Below are 20,190 nucleotides of genomic sequence, written 5' to 3'. Positions count from 1 at the left end.
GAGGTCACCATGGGCAGAATTGCGCCCAGGAAGCGGAAAGTTACCTGGGGTTATCAAGCGTTATTACGCCGCTGCCAGCGTTTTATTCATCGGCAACCCGAGCGCGCCGAGAATGAAGCGGTGGAGGATCCCCAATCGCCGCCGTCATCCGGGCAGCGCATTAAGACCTCGTTGCGAAAAATCTGGCATCTGCCCGACCATTATCGTTGGATGGAACCCCTTCCTCTGTTCCATCGTCGCTGGATTTTAGTTGCTATCGCGCTATTGCTGGCGCTATTGCTGTGGCCTTACAGCCCGCCCCAGCCGCCGCGAACGGTTTCCGCGCCGGCGGAACAGGCGGATGATAATGTTCCCATCCGGGCGGAAATGATCGAAAACCGGCCGGCGGCGCAACAACCGCCCGCCGCCCCGCCGGCACAAGCGGTGCAGCCCCCGCCGCAGAATACGCCGACGCCCTGGCGCAGCTATCAGATCGCCTCCGGCCAGACGCTGGCGCAGCTGTTTCGCGACAACAATCTGCCGGTCGGCGACGTTTTCGCCATGGCTCAGGTGGAAGGCAACGACAAACCGCTCAGCAACCTGCGGGCCGGTCAGGCGGTCAAATTGCAGTTGAACGCGCAAGGCACGGTGGCGGTGCTGGAAATAGAGACCACCGATAATCAGGTCGTCAGGTTCACCCGCAACGCCGACGGCGCCTTTACCCGCGCCCGCTGATTTCCCGGTCCCGAAAATGCAAAACGCCGGCACAAGGCCGGCGTTTTACTCGTCACTGTCAGCAATTACGCTTCAGCAACAACAACCACATTCAGCGTAGCGAACACATCGCTGTGTACCTGGAAGCTCACTTCGTGCTCGCCCAGAGTACGCAGAACGCCGTTCGGCAGGCGAACTTCGCTCTTCGCAACGTCAACACCGGCCGCGGTTACCGCATCAGCGATATCGCGAGTACCGATGGAACCGAACAGTTTACCTTCGTCGCCCGCTTTAGACGCGATGGTAACGCTGCCCAGTTCTTTGATCTTGGCGGCGCGAGCTTCGGCGGCAGACAGAACGTCGGCCAGTTTGGCTTCCAGTTCCGCGCGACGCGCTTCGAAGAACTCAACGTTTTTCTTGGTTGCCGGCACGGCTTTGCCCTGCGGAACCAGGAAGTTGCGAGCATAGCCCGCTTTAACGTTTACCTGATCACCCAGGCTGCCCAGGTTTGCTACTTTATCAAGCAGAATAACTTGCATTACCTTATCCTCTCAAAGTCTCGTTAATGGACAGTGGCCGATTACTGATGACGATCAGTGTACGGCAACAAAGACAAGTAACGCGCACGCTTGATAGCGCGAGCCAGCTGACGCTGGTATTTTGCACGAGTACCGGTAATACGGCTCGGAACAATCTTGCCGCTTTCAGTGATATAGTTTTTCAGCGTAGCGATGTCTTTATAGTCGATCTCTACAACGCCTTCCGCGGTGAAACGGCAGAACTTGCGACGACGGAAATAACGTGCCATTTGGCTAGTCTCCAGAATCTATCAATTCAATCTGCTCGGCATGCAATACTATTTTACTCAGGCCATTGCGCCCTTGATGGCAGCTAATAAACCCCTGTACGGTGAGTTGCGTGCCGACCGTTATACTGTGGGTAAATGCTTGTGACGTTGGTCCACTGACAATCACGGGCATACGACACCATGCTTGCCGGTTGAATCCGGCTTCCTCCTGCGCCGATCGGTGCTCGAGCACAAACTGGCAGTGAGGAATACCCGAAGGACTGACTTTACGAATGGGGGTCTTGCACACCGTGCCCGACAACACCAGACGATTGGTCGTCACCACAATTACTCTTCAGAATCCCCAGCATCCGTATCATCGCCGGCTTCTGCGAAATCTTCACGACGCTCACGGCGTTCGTCTTTCGCTTTAACCATCGGAGATGCTTCGGTTACCGCGTGTTTAACGCGCATAATCATGCTGCGGATAACGGCGTCGTTGAAGCGGAAGTTTGTTTCCAGCTCGTCGATCACTTCCTGCGGCGCTTCAACGTTCAGCAGAACGTAGTGAGCCTTGTGCAGTTTGTTGATCGGGTAAGCCAGTTGACGGCGGCCCCAGTCTTCCAGACGGTGGATCGTACCTTCCGCCGCCGTGATGGCGCCGGTATAGCGTTCGATCATGCCTGGAACCTGTTCGCTTTGGTCAGGATGAACCATAAAAACGATTTCGTAATGACGCATCGAATTGCTCCTTACGGATTATTCAGCCTCCTGTCAGGGTCAACCGCGGCCCATGGAAGCAAGGAACGTGTGTATGTGTGCGGCTGAAAAAATGACGCGTAAGTATAGTGTTCCCGGCGGGAGAACACAAGCGGCGACGGCGGATATTATCAGACAGGCCGAACCGCGCCAGGCCGGCACGCTGGGTCGCCAATTCTCACAGGCGCCGTCCTCTTCAACGCGGCATGCGCGGGATGCTGGCCAACAGCTTTTGCGTATACGCATGGCGCGGCGCGGCGAGAATATCCTCCACCCGGCCGCTCTCCACAATGCGGCCGCGCTCCACGATCACCATCTCTTCGCACAGCGCGGCCACCACGCTCAGATCGTGCGATACCAGCGCCAGCGTAAGGCTATGCGATAAGGTTTTCAGCAGTTCCACAATGCGGAGTTTGGTCGCCAAATCGAGCGCGCTGACGGCTTCATCGGCCAGCAGCACCGCCGGACGGGAAACTATCGCCCGGGCAATGGCGATGCGCTGACGCTGGCCGCCGGAAAAGGCGTGCGGGTAACGATCGAGGCTCTCTTCCGCCAGCCCCACCGCATTGAGGACCTCCAGCACCCTCGGCTCCACCGGGCCGGGGATCCCCAGCGAGCGCAAAGGTTCGGCGATGATATCCCGCACCCGCTGACGGGGATCCAGCGATGAATAAGGATCCTGAAAGACCACCTGCACCGCTTTGCGGTAATCGCGCATAAACGCCCGGTTGGCGGGATCCAACCGCGCGCCGTTAAAGCGGATCTCCCCCTGCGACGGCCTGAGCAACCCCAGCAGGAGCCGCAGCAGGGTGGTTTTGCCCGATCCCGATTCACCGACGATCCCGACATTCACCCCGCGCCGGATGTGCAGCGAAACGTCATTGAGTATGCGCCGATCCCGGTGGTAGCCGAAGGCCACATGACTGACCTCGATCAGGCTCATGACGGACCGCCCAGTATCTTGTCAAACGCGTTCGCCGTAGCGACCAGCATTTGGGTATAGCTATTTTTCGGCTGGCTGAATATCGTCGCCAGGTCGCCCTGCTCGACCAGATGCCCGTTGTTCATCACCATCACGCCGTCGGCGACTTTCGCCACCACCGGCAAGTCATGGCTGATAAACAGCAGCGCGGAGCCTTGCTCCCGCACCAGGTCGGTCAATAACGCTAAAATATCCGCCTGAGTGGTCACATCCAGCGCCGTCGTGGGTTCATCCGCAATCAGCAGCGCCGGCCGGCAGGCCAGCGCCATGGCTATCGCCACCCGCTGACGCTGCCCGCCGGACAGCTCATGCGGCCAGGCCGCGGCGATCCTCCGCGGCGGCGACAGCGCCACCCGTTCGAGCCAGCTCAACACCTCGCGCTCCACCGTGCGGCGATCGGCCGCGCGCCCGTCGCGCAGCGCTCGGCGCCTGAGAGGTTCCGCCAGTTGCCGGCCGATTTTCATCAACGGATCCAGCGCGGTCAGCGGCTCCTGAAACACCATTGCCACGCCGTCGCCCCGCAGCCGGGTCAGTTGCCGATCGCCGGCGCCGATGACCTGCCGATCGGCCAGCACCACGGAGCCCTGCGCCTGAATCCCGGCCGGCAGCAGCCCGATAACCGCCAGCGCGGTAAGTGATTTTCCCGATCCCGACTCGCCGATTAACCCCACCCGTTCTCCCGGCGCAATGGTAAAGGAGAGATCCGACACCAGCGTCTGTCGGCCCGAGCGCAACGACAGCGCGTCCACGCGAAGCAACGGATTCATCAGCGTCTCCCCTGGGCGGCATCGGCCGCGGTCCTGAGGCCATCCGCCAGCGAATTGACGCCGATAACCAGCGTCACCAGGGCGATGCCGGGGGCGATCGCCGCCAAAGGCGCGCTATATAGGGTTCCCTGCGCCTCCTGCAACAGCCGTCCCCAGGACGCCTCCGGCGGCGGCGCGCCAAGCCCCAGATAAGACAAAGAGGCTTCGGCAATCACCGCCAGACCGAACTGCAAGGCTATATTCACCGACAGCGTCGGCCAGATATTCGGTAAAATATGCCGTATCACAATGCCGGCCCACGACGTGCCCGAGGTCCGGGCGGCGGTAATATAGTCCATGCGCAACACCCGTTTCGCCAGAATGCGCGTCAGGCGCGCCACAATCGCGGAAATGGCGATCCCCAGCGCCATAACGGCCGACCCCAGGCTGGCGCCATCGCCGGCCGCCACGATCAGCATCGCCAGCAGCAGCGTGGGAAACGCGATAAGAATATCCAGCGTCACCGCCAGCACGTCATCCAGCGTACGGCTGGCAAACGCCGCCAGCAGGCCAAGGGGCACGCCGATCGCCAGCCCGACGAGCGCCGCGCCGCATCCCACCTGCAACGCGATACGCCCGCCGATCATGATCCGGGTAAACAGATCCCGCCCCAGTTTATCCGTGCCGGCCCAGTGCGCCATGGATGGCGCGGCCAGCCGTCCGCCGCTCATCGCCGCGGGGTCATAGGGCGTCCAGAACAGGGTAGTCAGCGCGACGATAAGATGGATGCCCACCAACGCTATCCCCAGGATTAATGTCGGTGAATAGGCGGCGCATCGCCTGCGGGTAATAGGGGACGGGAGAATCATGGCGCCGTTCCCGACGCGCCGCCGCGTAAGCGCGGATCGATCAGGCGTTGGGCCACATCGGCGATAAAGCCAATCAGCAGCACCAGCAGCGTGGAAATCAGCAGCACGCCCTGCACGTTGGGATAATCCCGCTGGCCGATGCCCAGCAGCAGCATCGATCCCAGACCGGGCAGCGCGAACACCTGCTCAACCACCACCGCGCCCAGCAAGGTTGAAGCGAGCTCAATGCCGAGGATGGCAATCACCGGAACTGCGCCATTGCGGATACCGTGCCTGATAAGCGCCTGCGGGAAACTGGCCCCCAGCGCCCGCGCGGTGCGCAGATAATCGCTGCCCAGCACGTCCTGGGTAGCCGAACGCACGTAGCGTAACAGGGAAGCCGACATAACGATCGCGATGGTGCTCACCGGCAGAATAAAACTATGCAGCGCCGCCGGCAGAGCTTGCCAGCCCTCGGCGGGAAACCCGGCGGAAGGGAATAGCCGCAGATTGACGGCAAAAATCGTTACCAGCAGGATCCCGATCCAGAATACCGGCACCGCGATGCCGATCTGCGAGACCACCGAAATCAGCGCGCCGTACCAGCGTTCAGCCTTTACCGCCGCGATAATGCCCAGCGGCGCGGCAATCACTATCGCCAGCATAAAGGAAAGCAGCGTGAGCGGCAGGGTTACGGTCAGCCGGGCGCGAATTTCATCGGCCACCGGCACGCCGCTGACAAACGAGGAACCCAACTCGAAACGCCACAGCTGGTGTACGAACCGCCAAAACTGCTGTAGCACGGGAAGGTCCGATCCCACCTGACGCCGCGCCGCGGCGATCTGTTCCGGGTCAGCTCCGATAGAAACCAATGCATTGGCCGGATCGCCGGGCAGCAGGCGCAACAGGACGAACAGCACGCCGATGGCGATAAAGGCGGACAGCAGCAGAATAATGGAACGACGGAGCAGATAAACGGCCATAGTATTATGATAACCAACCTTAATTTAATGCCCCTGCCCGCCATGGGAGCGGGTCGCCATTATCTCTGACGCTTCTTGATGTTCCAGGCGAAAAACTGCGCATTCAAGCCATTCACCGGGTAGCCGTCGATGGTATTGGCCGCCACCACGATTTGCGGATAGAGATACAGCCAGCCGCTCGCCGCATCGTCGGCTATGATGCGGTTCGCTTCGGTCAGCTTGCGCGTCTGTTCCTCTTCGCTGGACGCCAGCTCCGCCTCTTTAATCAACGCGCTAACCTGCGGATTATCATAGCCCCAGTAAAAATCGGGATCGCCATAAAACACGATGTCGCGGTGGTTCACATGTTCCTGCAACGTCGCCTGGAAATTATGCGCCTTATAGATTTTCGTGTACCACTCATTGGCGGTGATCACGTTGATTTTTATCTTGATCCCCACCTTCGCCAGCTCGTTTTGCAGAAACTGCGCCACGATGGGATGCGGATCGTAGTTCGGCGTGTCCAGCGTAAAGGTAAAGCCGTCCGGATAACCGGCCTGCGCCAGTAGTTCCTTCGCGCTCTGTGGGTTATAACCGTTTACCCCGGTCAAATCCACGTACCAGGGGTCGGTCGGCGGCACAAAAGAGCCGATTAACGTGCCATAGTCGCCCCAGATAGAGGTCAGCAGCTTGCGGGTATCGATAGCGCGAATAATCGCCCGGCGGACATTGGCGTCGTTGAAAGGGGCAGCGCGGTCGTTGTAGGCCAACAACAGCTTGGTGGTGGAATGGCCTTCCGTCACCGCAAAGGCCGGGTTATCTTTAAACTGCGCCAGCGAATCCGGGCTCTGCACCGAGGTAATGATATCGACCGCGCCGGTCAGCAACGCATTGTTCAGCGCCGAGGCGTCGGTAAAGTACTGAAAAACCAGGCCGGAGTTGGTCGGCTTGTCACCCCAGTAGCCGTCAAACCGCTTCAGCGCCAGCGCCGAACCGCGCCGCCAGTTTTGTAACTGATAGGGGCCGGTGCCGTCCTCACGGGTAGTGAGGCTGGTGGCCCGATCGTTGACAATCCACACGTAGCTGAGGTTGTACGTCAGCGAAATAGAAGGCGAAGAGAGCGTGACGACCACCGTGCGGTCGTCCGGCGTGTCGATCCCGGCAATGGCTTTCAGGCTATTCTTGCGCGAGCTTTTCGACTCCGGCGCCAGCACCCGTTGAATACTGAATTTTACATCCGCCGCCGTCAGCGTTTTCCCGGAATGAAACCGCACCCCCGGACGCAGCGTAAAACGATATACCAAGCCATCCTCGCTGACCTGGTAATCCGTCACCAGCTGTTTTTCCACCCTGCCCTTATCGGTCAGTTGAAACAGCGCCTCATACACATTGCCGTTAAACGCTTCGTTGATTCCCTGCCCGGCGCCGGCGGTATTATCCAGATTTTGCGGTTCCGCCAGGGAGCCGATTTTAATGGTGGCCTCAGGATCAAAGCTTGCCGCCGCCGCCAGCGTGGCAAACAACGCCGCGGCCGTCGACAACGCCATTAACGCCGCGCCGCGCAATAGCCGTCCGCGCGTCCGCTCGCTCCATAACATCACCGATTGATACATACTCAGCTCCCGACCAGATAAGGATCCATAACGCCGTGGATATTCGTCGCCACTCTTTTCGCCTACGCGGTCAGATACCGCTGAAAAAAATCAACCCCCGCCCGAAGCGCCAGCGGCGTGATGCGGTGCGTCACGCCCGCCTCGGTCAGATAGGTCAGATTGCCATCCTGACCGCTTGCTTTCAGCGCCTGATATAAACGCGCGCTCTCCCGCGCGGGCACCACGTCGTCCGCGTCGCCGTGCCATAGCAGTAAGGGACGATCGGCCAATGCCGCCAGACGGGAGGAAACATCGTACTCGGCGAGCGTGGCGGACAGTTGCCGACGCGCAATATCGGCGCCCGCAATATCGGCGGGCACCGGGGGATAGAGCGCATGGGACAGGGTGGAAAAATAGCCCGACCCCATAAAGGCCGCCACGGCGGAAATCCAGGGGTAGCGCGCCATGCTCCCCAGCGCGCTCATGCCTCCCAGGGAAGCGCCGCACACGCCGATGCGTTCGTCGGCGATCAACCCGCGCTGCCGATATTCTTCCACGTAGCCGGGCAGTTCACGAATATTAGACTGCAGAATGTCCCAAAAATGGCGCAGCCGCCGGGCGTCGTCACCGTCATAACGGGCGCCGTGCATGGCGGCATCCGGCAAAATCACTCGGAAGCCGGCCTCGGCCAGCGCATAGCCAAAATAGGAGTAAACCTCTTTTGAGGAGAGGTAACCGTGAAAGAAAAAAATAGTTGGCAAGGGAAGATGGTGTTTACCGCCGGGAACCGCATGCAAAGCATTAATACCGTTAATGGTATCCAATGAAATTTCAACCATGTCCTTTTTCTCTACCTGTCATCGCCCAGTTTTGAACGTAAGCACCGATGAAAAATACCATAGCATCAAAAAGGCGTTCTTTTTAAAAACAAATTCGCAATGGTTTAGCTCAAACATGGCAATGCGGCGCTGATAAAAACCCCCGGAACCCGACCGCGGGCACAGGATAAATCCCTACGGCATAGCGATAAAGCGCGCTACACTCATCAGGCTGACAAACGTTATGGAGCAATGCACCATGCTGAAAGCTTTATTGGCGACGGCTTTCTCGCTATGCGTCGCCGCCTGCGGCACGCTGGCCGGCGCGTCGGCTTCCCCGCCGCCGCCGACGGAACGGGCGCAACTGATTACCTACGCGCAAACCGCCGCATTGCAAAAAATCGGCACCACGTCCGTCAGCGTAAACGGCAGCCCGGATGACGCGGATCAGGCCATTCAGCGTCGGGCGGATGAGCAAGGCGCCCGTTACTACACCATCGTGCTGAAGTCCGAGCACGCCACGCTTCCCGGCGTCTGGTTCGCCCGCGCGGTGCTATACCGCTGATGCCGCTCTCCTGAAAATCAGGGCAGCAGCGGCCGGCGCCGCCTCAGTATGTCATACAGGCCGCGTTCAGAATCCCGCCGCCCAGCGAGGCCGTGCACAGGAAAACGCCGGACGCCACTTCATTATGCTGGATACGCTGGCTGATAGCCGGCATATACAGCCGCACCGCGCCATAGATGACAAGCTGGATCACCAGCGCCACAATCCCCCAGGTGATGTAGTCAACCAGGCTTACCGAATTCACCGCCGCGCTGGCCAGCGGAATCACATACCCGATCAGCGCGCCGGCGAAACCGACGGCGGCGGCGCCGTTGTTCTGTTTAATCAGCGCCCACTCGTCATGCGGCGTGACGCGGGTATAAATAAACAGGAATGCCAGCACCATGACAAACCCGATGAAAAAGTAAGAAGCAAAAGCGAGTAATGCGCTGACGATAATCATGGCGTAAATTTCCTTTAGGTTGCCGAGGTGGTGAATATAACGTGGCGCCGATGTCCGAGACGGCCGCCGGCAAAGCCGGCGCCTGATTAGCCGTCAACTACGCTGACGCACCGCTTCAAACAGGCATACGCCGGTGGCGACGGAAACGTTCAGCGAAGAGACGCTGCCCGCCATCGGGATGCCGATCAGTTCGTCGCAATGCTCGCGGGTCAGGCGGCGCATACCCTCGCCTTCAGCCCCCATCACCAGCGCCAGCGGCCCGGTCAGCTTGCTTTGGTACAGCGTATGGTCGGCTTCGCCCGCCGTGCCGACGATCCAGATATTGTGTTCCTGCAACAGTCGCAACGTGCGGGCCAGGTTGGTCACGGCGATCAGCGGTACGCTTTCCGCCGCGCCGCAGGCCACCTTTTTCACCGTTGCATTCATCTGCGCCGAACGATCGCGCGGCACGATAACCGCATGTACCCCCGCCGCATCGGCGTTACGCAAACAGGCGCCGAGATTGTGCGGATCGGTAACGCCGTCCAGCACCAGTAAAAAAGGCGTCTCCAACCCCTCGAGCAAGGACGGCAGATCGTTCTCCTGATATTTCCGCCCCTCTTTGACCTTGGCGACAATACCCTGATGCACCGCCCCTTGGGCCTGGCTATCCAGCCACTGGCGGTTAGCCAGCTGAATCACGATACCTTGCGCTTCCAGCTCAGCAATTACCGGCTGCAGACGACGATCGTCACGCCCCTTGAGGATGAAAACTTCCTGGAAGCGTTGCGGATCGCGCTCCAGCAACGCTTTGACGGCGTGAATACCGTAAATAATTTCGCTCATTGCTACTCTTCAAATTAATCATAAACGGGCGGCGTCCGCCCGTTGGAGATTGATAACAATCTTTTGGATCCTACCCCACCCCAACCCTCCCCTTCACAGGGGAGGGAGCAGGCGCGGTCAATAACCCTTCCCTTCGCCAGGAAGGGGCAGGCACGGTGAATATTACTCGGCCGGCTTCTTCTTCGCGCGTTTGGCCCTGGTTGCCGCCGCGCTCTTGCGCGTTTTATCGGCGCTTTTTTTCGGCTTCGCCGGTTTGTCCATGCGCTCACCTTCCTTACGGAAAGCGGCATCAGGCTCAAAATTGGCCGCGGGCTTGGCGACATTGCGCCGGCGACGGCTCGGTTTGGCTTCCCGACTATCCGGCTTTTTGGCCCGATCGCGGGCCGTTTTCCCTTCGCCGCGCGGTTTACGCGTGCTGGAGACCAGCGCAAAGTCGATATTGCGCTCGTCCATATGGACCGCTTCAACGCGAATTTCCACTTCGTCGCCCAGACGATAAACCTGACCGCGCGACTCGCCGATCAGCCGCTGGCCGATATTATCATAGCGATAGTAGTCGTTATCCAGCGTGGAAACGTGCACCAGCCCGTCGATAAACAGATCTTTAAGACGCACGAAGAAACCGAAACCGGTGACGCTGGCGATAATCCCGGTGAACACCTCACCCACATGATCCTGCATAAAATCACATTTCAGCCAGTCCGCCACGTCGCGGGTGGCTTCATCGGCGCGGCGTTCGGTCAGCGAACAGTGCATGCCCAGCTGCAGCATTTCGTTTAGGTCGCTGTGCCAGCCGCCGGTCGGCGTCCAGCGCGCTTTGCGGTCGCCCAGCAGATACTTGATCGAACGATGCAGCGAGAGGTCGGGATAACGGCGGATCGGCGAGGTAAAGTGGCCGTAAGAGGTTAACGCCAGGCCGAAGTGCCCGCGGTTTTCCGGGTCGTATACCGCCTGCTTCATCGAACGCAGCAGCATGGTTTGCAGCATTTCACGGTCGGGGCGGCCGGCGATCTCCAGCATCAGATCGGCATAATCTTTCGGTTGCGGCTTCATACCGCCTTTTAACGTCAGCCCCAGTTCGCCCAGTACGCTGCGCAGGGCCAGAACGTGATCTTCGCTGGGACGATCGTGCACGCGGAAGAGGGCCGGCTCCTCATACTTCTCGACGAATTTCGCCGCCGAGATATTCGCCAGGATCATGCACTCTTCAATCAGCTTGTGCGCGTCGTTGCGCACCACCGCTTCAACCCGCTCGATGCGGCGCTCGGCGTTGAAAATAAATTTCGCTTCTTCGGTTTCAAACGCGATGCCTCCGCGGATATCGCGCGCCCGCTCCAGCACCCGAAACATCTTATGCAGCTCTTCCAGACCGCCCACCAGCGGTTGGTATTGCGCGCGCAACTCCTGGTCGCCCAGCAGAATATTCCACACCTTGGTGTAGGTCAGACGGGCGTGGGAACGCATTACCGCTTCATAAAACTTGTACGAGGTGAGCTTGCCCAGCCCCGACACGGTCATCTCGCACACCATACACAGGCGGTCGACCTGCGGGTTGAGCGAACACAGCCCGTTGGAAAGCACTTCCGGCAACATCGGCACCACCTGCGACGGAAAGTAAACCGAGGTGCCGCGCGCGCGGGCTTCGTTATCCAGCGGCGTATTCGGGCGCACATAATAGCTGACGTCGGCGATCGCCACCCACAGACGCCAGCCGCCGCCGCGTTTTTTCTCGCAGTAGACGGCGTCATCGAAATCGCGGGCGTCTTCGCCGTCGATGGTGACCAGCGGCAGCTTGCGCAGATCCACCCGCCCTTTTTTGGCTTCCGAAGGCACCTCTTCGGCGAAGTCTTTCACCTGCTCTTCCACCTGGGGCGGCCAGGTATGGGGAATATCATGGGTGCGCAGGGCGATATCCACCGCCAGGCCGGTGCCCATATTATCACCGAGGATCTCGACGATTTTCCCGATGGCTTTGGTACGGCGCGTGGCGCGCTGGGTGAGTTCCACCACCACCACAAAGCCCATCCGGGCGCCGTTGATATTTTCCTGCGGGATAAGAATGTCGAAACTCAGACGGCTGTCGTCCGGGACGACAAAGCCGACCCCGGCATCAACGAAATAGCGCCCGACGATCTGCCCGGTGCGCGGCTCCAGCACGCGCACAATGCGGCCTTCGCGGCGCCCCTTGCGGTCTTCTCCCAACGGCTGCGCCAGCACCACGTCGCCGTGAATGGCGCGCTTCATCTCTTCCGCGGAGAGGTAAAGATCGTCTTTACGGCCCTCCACGCGCAGGAAGCCGAAACCGTCGCGGTGGCCGATCACCGTACCGCGCAGCAGATCCAGTTTTTCCGGCAGGGCATAACACTGGCGGCGGGTAAAGATTAACTGCCCGTCGCGCTCCATCGCCCGCAGGCGGCGGCGCAATGCTTCGAGTTGCTCTTCGCTGGTCAACTCCAGATCGGCGGCCAGCTCTTCCCGTTTAATCGGGGTATCCCGCTTGGCGATATGCGCCAGAATGTATTCACGGCTCGGGATGGGGGATTCATATTTTTCCGCTTCGCGTTCCAGAAATGGATCTTGTGACATTGCGGTTCCTCCGTTGTCATCAGCAGGAGGCTGAACATATCTCATTCAACCAACAATAATTTGTAAAGTGGTGGATTTTCTTTGACCAAATCGGCCAGCGTGTATTGGTCCAGCTCATGCAGGAAATTCCGCACCGCCTGCTGGAGCACCTGTTTCAGACGGCAGGCCGGCGTGATGTGGCAAAACTCATGACTACAGTTAACTAACGAGAGCGGCTCCAGCTTACGCACCACATCGCCAATCCGGATGGACTCGGCGGATTTTCCCAGCCGGATCCCGCCATTTTTACCGCGCACGGCCGTAACAAACCCGGCCCGGCTGAGCTGGTTGATAATTTTGACCATATGATTGCGCGACACGCCATACACTTCCGTCACTTCCGAAATGCTGGTCATTTGCCCGCCGGGCAACGATGCCATATATATCAGCGCCCGCAAGCCATAATCCGTAAAACTCGTTAACTGCACATAAACCTCGGATACCTCTGGGTATCGTTTTCCGGCGCGCACAGGCGCCCCGAAGAAACCGGTCGAAATACCGCCGGACAAATCCCGGGCGCGCATCCCAAACGCACAAGCGTAACCTTGTTACGCAGATGATAAACCAGCCGCAAACGCTACGGCTAATTATTTAGCGCTAAAACCGATATATAGCGATGAAAGGGAGAGCGGATACTGTGCGTTAAAAATAAAGACTTTTCCCCAGGCTCAATTGAGAAGAAGGAATTTTGAGCCCATACAGAAATTACAACACAAAGACTTCCGGACCTTTGGCATCAATCGTATTGAGGATGCGCAATGCGGGGCCGCTAGGTTGAATCTCTCCCCGCTCCCACTTTGATACGCTTTCAACTGACATACCCAGCGTATAAGCAAGCGTTGACTGCGACATGCCATAACGTTCACGCATGGATTTAATCTGAATCCCCGTCATTACATGAACCTTGGCTATGCGTTCACGCAGTTCGCGCGATCTGACTCGGGCATTAATTCGGGACATTGTTTCGTCTGGCATAGCGCCGTGCTCGTGCAGTTCCTGCGCCAGCGCCTGTAACTCTTTCAGGTTAGCACCCATCGCAATTTACCTCTCTTAATTGCTTTGCTTAATATAGTAATGATTACTACATTTTTTCAAGTGCCATGAACAACATATGGCAAGACAACAGAATCTCCCATATTCCTTAATCTAAAACGGCCACCGTGCCGGTACAGAACAGGCATAGCGCCCCGACCTGCTTAACTAAAATCAAATATCCGTCGCCTTGCCCTAATGGTTATCGTTTATAAGCCGATTTTTACTTAGGCGAAGCGTAAAAGATGAAGTTAAAGCTCGGCGTCTGTTCTGCGTACCCTTAACGGATGGACGATAAATCGGGTTACCCGGATGGTCTGCGTTGCCCTATTTATTTAATATTATTATTACCTTATCGGCATCAGGTATGCTCGCACCGCACTAATCCCGAATTTTCTGTGATGTTCTGTTTGATGAACGGCCTCGAAAGAAACATGAGGTTTAACGAGGCTGTGAGCTTTACGACGTCTGTTTCTTTAATGCTGCACACACAAGGAAAAGGAAACCATGGGCCTGAAAAATATCTCCATTCGTGCCGGATTATTGACATTATTGTTATTAATCACCCTGCTGCTGCTTGTCGTCAGCGCGATGGGTATTTTGGCGATTAAAAAAGACCGGCAAGCGCTGCTGGCGCTGAACCAGATTCAGGGAACCGAACTCGGCAGCCTGCTGAACGGCTATAACCTGACGCTAAGGGCCAGAGGGTCGGCGACGCTGGCGGTGAGAAAAATTGAGATGGGGCGGCTTGAAGAGGGAACGCAGGAGACAGCAATAGTGGAAAGCAACCTGCTTCAGTCGCAACAAGAGATTGCTCGCGCCCTGGAGTCCGTGGAGCCAGGCACCCAGCGGCATGAACTGGCGCAGGCGATACGCAAAACCTACCAGGATTATCTCGAGCAAGGCATGGCACCGATGCTGAGCGCGCTGCAAAAACAATACACCGACGAATATTACGACGTGCTCGAAAAACAGCTCGGCCCGCTGAGCGACGCCTTTGATCAATCCATTCGGAATTTCCGTTTGCACGCGCAACAGCTCTCCGCACAGGGGCTGGATCAATCGGCGCGCAACGAGCGGTTAATGCTGCTGCTTATCGCTATTTCCTGCCTGCTATCGGTATTGCTGATTGCGCTGGCCTGGGGGACGCTGCGCCATATGCTGTTGCGGCCGTTGAATTACGCCATTGAACAACTGGAGCGCGTCGCCACCGGCGACCTAACATCTCGCCTGATGCTGGGCGGAAACAATGAACTGGGGCGGCTCAATGACGCCATCGGCCGCATGCAGGGGGCGCTGCTGGAGTCCGTCAGCCAGGTGCGGGACGCCAGTACCAGCATCGATCGCGGCAGCCGCGAGTTATTCGAAGGCAATATTCATCTTTCGCAGCGTACCGAAGAGTCCGCAGCGTCACTGGAGCAAACCGCCGCCAGCATGGAACAGCTGAGCGCGACGGTGAAAAACAACGCCGAACATGCTGAGCTGGCGCATCAGCTTGCCAATAGCGCGGCGGATACCAGCGGTCTCAGCAGTGAGTCCGTCTGCTATGTGATCGAAAAAATGCAGGAGATCGACGCCAGCGCCAAACGGATTAACGACATTCTCGGCGTGATTGACGGTATCGCCTTCCAAACTAATATTCTGGCGCTGAACGCCTCGGTGGAGTCGGCCCGCGCGGGCGAACAGGGGCGCGGCTTCGCCGTGGTGGCCGGGGAAGTGCGCAATCTGGCGCAGAACAGCGCCCAGGCGGCCAAAGAGATCCGCTCGCTGATCGCCGACTCGCAGACAAAAATTTCCGAGGGGCTGGATCTGGCTTCACGCGCCGGCGAAACCATGGACGAAATGGACGAGGCGATCATGCGCATCACCCAACTGATGAAAAACATTTCCCAGGCGACGCAGGAGCAGTACCGGGGCATTGAGCAGGTCAATATCGCCTTCAACCAGATCGACAAGGCGGCGCAGCAAAACAGCCAATTGGTGAAATCCTTTTCGGCCACCACCCAATCGCTGGAAGAGCAATCGCAGCAGCTTACGCGCTCAATGGCGTTGTTTCAGGTGTAACAACTCGCCGGCATCCGGGAATTTCGTCCCGGATGCCGGCGGACAAACCTTCATTATCCGGCCTGCATTATGGTTGTTACCGGCGGTTATCGGGCAAAATATCCCAAGTGAATTACCCTTTCCCATACCCAACGGTAACCGCCAACTATCCACCGCATAGGCGTACAATGAACAGCTTTGATCTCGCTTTTCTGAAATATGTACAGGAACACAGTCCGCTGGCCATTGACGAGATGATAACCAAATATTGTCCACGCTAAAACGGACGGTGAAAGAGATCAACGAGGGATTCCCTTCCGCCTATCATCTGCATATTGATAATCATTTTTTGCCCCTGAAAAAAAGACGGCATTCACAGTTTTAGTGCATTGCACGGCAATACGCACACTTATGACGCGCCATCAGCCAATAATAGAAATAGAAATGTGCATATCGCACACTTAATACCGTTACCCCTGCAAGGTTATCTGGCGATTTTTCTATTTTCAAAATCAGGCACGTTTATTGCTGTTCTCTGCGGGTACGCGCCCCCATCTTTTACCAGAGGAAAGCAATATGTCCGAGCAGAATGAATTCCCGTTAAGCGAAGCCCCCAAAGAGGGGCGCAAGGGATTACTGTCGATTTCGATGGTGTTATTCAGTTTTACCTTTTTTACCGGCACCATGTTTGCCGGCGGAAAAATCGGCGTCGCCTTCAATATCGTCGATATGCTGTGGGTGGCCGTTATCGGCAACCTGCTATTGGCGGCGTACGCCGCGTCGCTGGCGCTGATCGCCGCGCGCAGCGGTCTGAATTCCGTGCTGATGGGGCGTTTCTGCTTCGGTGAAATAGGCAGCAAACTCTCCGATTTTCTGTTGGGATTTGCCGAACTGGGCTGGTACGCCTGGGGCACCGCGACCCTGGCCATCGCGCTGGTCAAACTGCTGAACCTCCCCGCCGCATATACGGTTCCACTGATGATCCTGTTCGGCCTTGGCTTCTCCATCACCGCGCTGGTGGGTTACAAAGGGCTGGATATCCTGTCCCGCGTGTCCGTGCCGCTGATGTTCGTGATGCTGATCGCCTCCATGTGGATTGCCACCCATGACATTGGCGGCTGGCAGGGGGTGAAAAAAATCGTGCCGCACGACGCCATGACCTTTTCCGCCGCCATCACCATGGTATTCGGCACCTTCGCCAGCGGCGCCACGCAGGCGACCAACTGGACCCGCCTGGCCCGCAGCGGCCGCGTCGCCGTCTGCGCCAGCTTCCTCAGTTTTCTCGGCGGCAACGGGTTGATGATTATCTCCGGCGCTTACTGCGCGATTGTTTACAAACAGGCGGATATTGTCGCCGTCATGATGCTGCAAGGGCTTTCCGTCGCCGCGGTGATCATGCTGTGCCTCAACCTGTGGACCATTCAGGGACCGACCATCTACAACGTTTCCGCCGCCGCCTGCCACCTGCTGCGCAGCGAACGCCGCCGGACATTAACCCTGCTGGGCGCCGTCGCGGGCATCGTGCTGGCTATCGTCGGCATGTATGAAATGCTGATCCCTTTCCTCATCCTGCTCGGCTCGATCATTCCGCCCATCGGCGGGGTTATCATGGCGGACTACTGGTTCCGTTATCGCGGCCACTACCCGGCGATCCAAAACACCGCGTTGCCGCGCTTTAATTTTATCGGCCTTGGCGCCTATGCGGTCGGCGCGCTGCTGGCCTACTTTTCGCCGTGGATTGCGCCGCTGGTCGGCATCGCCGCCTCCGCCGCGAGCTATATTGTGCTCTACCAGATTGCCAAACGCGTCGCTCCCGCCGTCGCCATGCAGGGGGAATAGAATGAGTCTGACCGTCAGCGAAATCCTGGAATTACCGGGGCTGGCTGAACTGAAGCTGCGCGCGGGGGAGAATAATCTTCACCGTACGGTTCGCTGGTATTACGTGGCGGAAAACGAAGGCATCGCCGACTGGATTATGGGCGGCGAGCTGGTTTTCGTGACCGGGATTAATCATCCCAGGGATGAGATCAACCTGCTGCAACTGGTGCGTGAAGGGCATCAAAGCGGCATTGCCGGACTGGTGATCCTCACCGGCGAACCTTTTATTCACGCCATTCCCGACGCGGTGGTCGCGCTGGCCGCCCAATTAGGCATGCCGCTGATTGAGCAGCCCTATCTGCTGAAAATGGTCATCGTCACGCAGTTAATCGGCACGGCGCTGGTACGGCGGGAAACCACGCTGCGCTCGCAGCGCGACATTTTGACGCAGTTGCTGACCGGCGATTATCCGAGCCTTGATATCGCCAGCCAGCGGGCCGGCCACCTTCAGTTAACACTCGACCGTCCTTATCGGATTATCGCGCTACGCCTCTCCGCCATCAAGGCGCTGTTCGACCACAACGCGCCCGAGGCCGCCGAAGCGCGGCTGCAATCGGCACGCCGACTGGTGCAACAGCGGCTGGAAGAGCAGCAGCCGCTGCTGGGGGAAACCCTGCCGCTGGTGATCGTCGGCGATCTGTTTATCCTGGTGTTGCCCAGCGACAGCATCCAGTTTCATCAGGGAAAACAGTGGCTGCACGCCGTACAGCAATCGCTGCGTCAGAAGATTCACCCGCTGAAACTGTTCAGCGGCATTTCATCCACGGTGACGGCGGCGCAGCACTATCGTTCGGGCCTGAGCGAAGCGCGGCGGGCGCTGGACGTCGCGGAAAGCATGCGCCCGGACCAGGGCATGTGCGACTATAGCGAACTCGGCGTGCTCAAATTGCTGACCGCCGTTGCCGATCAGGATCTGGTGACGCATTTTATGCAAGAAACCCTGGGCCGTTTGTTCGACAACCATCGCAAAAAACCGGCGCTGCTGCTCGAAACGCTGGACGCCGTGTTGCAGGAAAACGGTAATCTGATCAAGGCGGCCGAGCGTCTTGCCATTCACCGCAATACGCTCAATCAGCGCCTACAGCGCATCGAGCTGCAATCGGGCCAGTCGCTCAGCGACCCGCAGTTCCGTCTAAACGCCTCCGTCGCATTACTTATCTGGCGCATGTCCCATGCGCAACAGCAGGAGTTTTTATGAAAATAATCAACGCCGCCCTCCGCCGGCAAAGCGGTCTTTTCAGCATCACCCTCGACAACGCCCTGATCGCGGCCATCGACGCGCAGCCAGGGTTATTGCCCGCAGCGACAGACGGCGAGACGATTGACGCCGGCGGCCAGTTGGTTATTCCGCCGCTGGTCGAGCCCCATATCCATCTGGACGCCACCCTGACGGCCGGCGAACCGCAATGGAATATGAGCGGCACGCTGTTTGAAGGCATTGAACGCTGGAGCCAGCGCAAGGCGACCATCACCCATGACGACACCAAGCGCCGGGCGCACACCGCCATCGGCATGCTGCGGGATCATGGGATTCAGCATGTGCGCACCCATATCGACGTCACCGACCCCAGCCTGGCGGCGCTGCAAGCCATGCTGGAGGTAAAAGAGGAAGCGCGCGATCTGATTGATTTGCAAATCGTGGCGTTTCCGCAGGAAGGCATCGAGTCCTTTGCCAACGGCCGCCAACTGATGGAGCGCGCCATTGAAATGGGCGCGGACGTGGTCGGCGGCATTCCGCATTTCGAAAATACCCGCGAACAGGGCGTCAGTTCGGTCAAGTTTCTGATGGATCTGGCTGAACGCACCGGCTGCCTGGTGGACGTACACTGCGATGAAACCGACGATGCGCAGTCGCGCTTTCTGGAAGTGCTGGCGGAAGAAGCCAGAGTGCGGCAAATCGGACAGCGGGTGACCGCCAGCCATACGGTGGCCATGGGCTCCTACGATAACGCCTACTGCTCCAAACTGTTCCGCTTGCTTAAAATGTCCGGCATCAGCTTTGTCTCCTGCCCGACGGAAAGCATCCATCTCCAGGGGCGTTTCGACACCTTTCCCAAACGGCGCGGCATTACGCGGGTGGCGGAACTCGACCGGGCGGGCATGAACGTCTGCTTCGGGCAGGACTCCATCAAAGATCCCTGGTATCCCCTCGGCAACGGCAACATTCTGCGCGTACTGGATGCCGGGCTGCATATCTGCCATATGATGGGTTACGAAGACCTGCAACGCAGCCTTGATTTCGTCACCGATAACAGCGCCAGGGCGATGAATCTGGGGGAAGGCTACGGCATCGCCGTGGGCCGCCCGGCCAATCTGCTGGTGCTGGATGCGGAAAATGATTACGAAGCCGTACGCCGTCAGGCCAAAGCCCGCATATCGATACGACACGGCAAGGTGATTATGCGCCGAATCCCGGAAAGGCTGAGCTATCCGCAATAATGTCTCAGGCATCCGGCCAACCCCGGATGCCCGATTTCCTGCTTTTGTTACATATAAAAAATCAATGATTGTTTTTGCATATTATTATGCTTTTTTTTGATTTTGCTATTTCCGCACGAAATGCATAATGGCTGAAAGGTAACTTCATTTTTAA

21 protein-coding genes are annotated in these 20,190 nt (G+C 58.2%); 6 read left to right on the top strand and 15 right to left on the bottom strand.

The window, feature by feature from the left end; all coding sequences use genetic code 11:
* Positions 1–9 precede the first annotated feature (9 nt).
* Positions 10–714 (top strand): LysM-like peptidoglycan-binding domain-containing protein, encoded by a 705-nt coding sequence (locus EH206_RS04120; RefSeq protein WP_009111558.1) that lies wholly within the window; start codon positions 10–12, stop codon positions 712–714.
* A 65-nt stretch (positions 715–779) separates the two neighbouring features.
* On the opposite strand, the gene rplI is transcribed toward EH206_RS04120, so the two are convergent.
* The 10 genes from rplI to yjfP all read right to left on the bottom strand — a co-directional run bounded on the left by rplI (position 780) and on the right by yjfP (position 8,208).
* A complete protein-coding gene (rplI, locus tag EH206_RS04115; protein ID WP_009111557.1) occupies positions 780–1,232 on the bottom strand; it encodes a 50S ribosomal protein L9 in 453 nt (150 codons plus the stop codon).
* A 41-nt stretch (positions 1,233–1,273) separates the two neighbouring features.
* A complete protein-coding gene (gene rpsR, locus EH206_RS04110) occupies positions 1,274–1,501 on the bottom strand; it encodes a 30S ribosomal protein S18 (protein ID WP_005974788.1) in 228 nt (75 codons plus the stop codon).
* 4 nt (positions 1,502–1,505) lie between these two features.
* Positions 1,506–1,826: a primosomal replication protein N gene (gene priB / locus EH206_RS04105; RefSeq protein WP_009111556.1), complete on the bottom strand. Its 321-nt coding sequence runs from the start codon at positions 1,824–1,826 to the stop codon at positions 1,506–1,508.
* A gap of 2 nt (positions 1,827–1,828) precedes the next feature.
* On the bottom strand, positions 1,829–2,221 hold the full coding sequence (gene rpsF / locus EH206_RS04100; protein ID WP_009111555.1) for a 30S ribosomal protein S6: 393 nt from the start codon (positions 2,219–2,221) through the stop codon (positions 1,829–1,831).
* 214 nt (positions 2,222–2,435) lie between these two features.
* The gene (locus EH206_RS04095) at positions 2,436–3,182 is read right to left on the bottom strand and encodes an ABC transporter ATP-binding protein (RefSeq protein WP_009111554.1); all 747 of its coding nucleotides are present in this window, start codon (positions 3,180–3,182) and stop codon (positions 2,436–2,438) included.
* Positions 3,179–3,988, bottom strand: coding sequence for an ATP-binding cassette domain-containing protein (locus tag EH206_RS04090; RefSeq protein WP_009111553.1), 810 nt, complete (start codon positions 3,986–3,988; stop codon positions 3,179–3,181). Before EH206_RS04090 ends, EH206_RS04095 begins: the two co-directional genes overlap by 4 nt.
* Positions 3,988–4,836, bottom strand: a complete 849-nt coding sequence (locus tag EH206_RS04085) for an ABC transporter permease (RefSeq protein WP_009111552.1) — start codon at positions 4,834–4,836, stop codon at positions 3,988–3,990. The genes EH206_RS04090 and EH206_RS04085 overlap by 1 nt, the downstream gene beginning before the upstream one ends.
* Entirely contained in the window at positions 4,833–5,798 is a 966-nt protein-coding gene (locus EH206_RS04080; protein ID WP_009111551.1) for an ABC transporter permease, read from the bottom strand. The genes EH206_RS04085 and EH206_RS04080 overlap by 4 nt, the downstream gene beginning before the upstream one ends.
* A 59-nt stretch (positions 5,799–5,857) precedes the next feature.
* Positions 5,858–7,390 (bottom strand): ABC transporter substrate-binding protein, encoded by a 1,533-nt coding sequence (locus EH206_RS04075; RefSeq protein WP_009111550.1) that lies wholly within the window; start codon positions 7,388–7,390, stop codon positions 5,858–5,860.
* Between the two features lie 62 nt (positions 7,391–7,452).
* Complete coding sequence (gene yjfP / locus EH206_RS04070; protein ID WP_009111549.1) at positions 7,453–8,208, bottom strand: esterase; 756 nt, start codon at positions 8,206–8,208, stop codon at positions 7,453–7,455.
* Between the two features lie 238 nt (positions 8,209–8,446).
* On the opposite strand from yjfP, the gene bsmA reads away from it, so the two are divergent.
* Entirely contained in the window at positions 8,447–8,752 is a 306-nt protein-coding gene (bsmA, locus tag EH206_RS04065; RefSeq protein ID WP_009111548.1) for a biofilm peroxide resistance protein BsmA, read from the top strand.
* Positions 8,753–8,795: 43 nt separating this feature from the next.
* Here bsmA and EH206_RS04060 read toward each other — a convergent pair whose 3' ends face one another.
* From EH206_RS04060 to EH206_RS04040, 5 genes are all read right to left on the bottom strand, one after another.
* Positions 8,796–9,194, bottom strand: a complete 399-nt coding sequence (locus tag EH206_RS04060) for a DUF350 domain-containing protein (protein ID WP_009111547.1) — start codon at positions 9,192–9,194, stop codon at positions 8,796–8,798.
* A 93-nt stretch (positions 9,195–9,287) separates the two neighbouring features.
* The gene (gene rlmB, locus EH206_RS04055) at positions 9,288–10,019 is read right to left on the bottom strand and encodes a 23S rRNA (guanosine(2251)-2'-O)-methyltransferase RlmB (RefSeq protein WP_009111546.1); all 732 of its coding nucleotides are present in this window, start codon (positions 10,017–10,019) and stop codon (positions 9,288–9,290) included.
* A gap of 162 nt (positions 10,020–10,181) precedes the next feature.
* Positions 10,182–12,605 carry a ribonuclease R gene (gene rnr / locus EH206_RS04050; RefSeq protein WP_009111545.1) on the bottom strand — a complete coding sequence of 808 codons (2,424 nt, stop codon included), beginning with the start codon at positions 12,603–12,605 and terminating at the stop codon, positions 10,182–10,184.
* Between the two features lie 41 nt (positions 12,606–12,646).
* Positions 12,647–13,072, bottom strand: a complete 426-nt coding sequence (gene nsrR, locus EH206_RS04045) for a nitric oxide-sensing transcriptional repressor NsrR (RefSeq protein WP_009111544.1) — start codon at positions 13,070–13,072, stop codon at positions 12,647–12,649.
* Between the two features lie 277 nt (positions 13,073–13,349).
* On the bottom strand, positions 13,350–13,679 hold the full coding sequence (locus EH206_RS04040) for a helix-turn-helix domain-containing protein (RefSeq protein ID WP_009111543.1): 330 nt from the start codon (positions 13,677–13,679) through the stop codon (positions 13,350–13,352).
* Between the two features lie 504 nt (positions 13,680–14,183).
* Between EH206_RS04040 and EH206_RS04035 the strand changes: the two genes are divergently transcribed.
* The 4 genes from EH206_RS04035 (at position 14,184) to codA (ending at position 20,036) form a co-directional block, all read left to right on the top strand.
* Positions 14,184–15,740 carry a methyl-accepting chemotaxis protein gene (locus EH206_RS04035; protein WP_009111542.1) on the top strand — a complete coding sequence of 519 codons (1,557 nt, stop codon included), beginning with the start codon at positions 14,184–14,186 and terminating at the stop codon, positions 15,738–15,740.
* A gap of 555 nt (positions 15,741–16,295) precedes the next feature.
* On the top strand, positions 16,296–17,558 hold the full coding sequence (gene codB / locus EH206_RS04030; RefSeq protein ID WP_009111540.1) for a cytosine permease: 1,263 nt from the start codon (positions 16,296–16,298) through the stop codon (positions 17,556–17,558).
* A gap of 1 nt (position 17,559) precedes the next feature.
* Positions 17,560–18,795, top strand: coding sequence for a PucR family transcriptional regulator (locus EH206_RS04025; RefSeq protein WP_009111539.1), 1,236 nt, complete (start codon positions 17,560–17,562; stop codon positions 18,793–18,795).
* Entirely contained in the window at positions 18,792–20,036 is a 1,245-nt protein-coding gene (gene codA / locus EH206_RS04020) for a cytosine deaminase (RefSeq protein ID WP_009111538.1), read from the top strand. Before EH206_RS04025 ends, codA begins: the two co-directional genes overlap by 4 nt.
* The last annotated feature ends 154 nt before the right edge of the window (positions 20,037–20,190 follow it).

It is taken from the genome of Brenneria nigrifluens DSM 30175 = ATCC 13028, assembly GCF_005484965.1.
Taxonomy (GTDB): domain Bacteria; phylum Pseudomonadota; class Gammaproteobacteria; order Enterobacterales; family Enterobacteriaceae; genus Brenneria; species Brenneria nigrifluens.
This window is presented reverse-complemented; position numbering and strand designations above follow the sequence as displayed.